Genomic DNA, 840 nt, shown 5'->3' with positions numbered 1-840 from the left:
ATTGATAATGATGTTCAATTCAATAGTATATTTCAGAATTTTTTTATGAAATGTAATTTTTATTTTTTTCTTTCTTTTCTTTAATCTAGTTAAAAACACACTTGAAAAATTCTTGTTTTCAAACTAATTGCCTACTATTTTTTATAAATCCATCAAAAAGTGGAGAAAGGTATACCTTTCTCCACTTTTGTTTACATAATATTATTATTTAAAACAATCCACATAACTGTTTATATAACAAATTCAAATCTCTCCAACAATACACTGTCTCTTCCACCTGTACTCTATCTAAAAATTTCGTATCAATTTTTTCTGGATTAAATTTTTCATAAAACTTTTTAGAAGGATTATTCGTAACAACCCATACTAAAAGTGATTGCATATCATTTTTTATACATTTCGATAGTAAAGCTTGAAATAACTTTTGTCCTATTTTCATTCCTTGATACTCTTGTAAAAGGTAGATCGCATATAATTCTCCATCACAATTATATGCACCACTTCTTTCAACTCCCCCATCAATGAATCCGATTATTGTTCCATCCACGGTCTCTGCTACAAATCTATATTGGTATTTATCTTCTCGTTGAAAAATATTTTCCCATTGTTTTTCCCGTTGCTCATATGTTATATTTTTTAAAATTTCGTCAGCAAATATCCCTTTATACGTTGTTTTCCAGCTATCAGCATGTACTTTTGCTATACCTGGTATATCATCTTTTATCGCTCTTCTAATATGTATTTCCATCATTTCTCCCCCTTGTTATTCACCATTATATCAATTTCTTTCCTTAAAAATCCAAATTAAAAAAGAGTGAATTTGAACTGCACCCCAATTGT

The 840-nt window shown here is 28.3% G+C and carries 1 protein-coding gene; it reads right to left on the bottom strand.

The window, feature by feature from the left end:
- Positions 1–208: 208 nt before the first annotated feature.
- Complete coding sequence (locus tag COL05_RS30565; protein ID WP_142337741.1) at positions 209–748, bottom strand: GNAT family N-acetyltransferase; 540 nt, start codon at positions 746–748, stop codon at positions 209–211.
- Positions 749–840 lie beyond the last annotated feature (92 nt).

Source organism: Bacillus sp. AFS059628, assembly GCF_002571225.1.
In the GTDB taxonomy this organism is placed as follows: domain Bacteria; phylum Bacillota; class Bacilli; order Bacillales; family Bacillaceae_G; genus Bacillus_A.
This window is presented reverse-complemented; position numbering and strand designations above follow the sequence as displayed.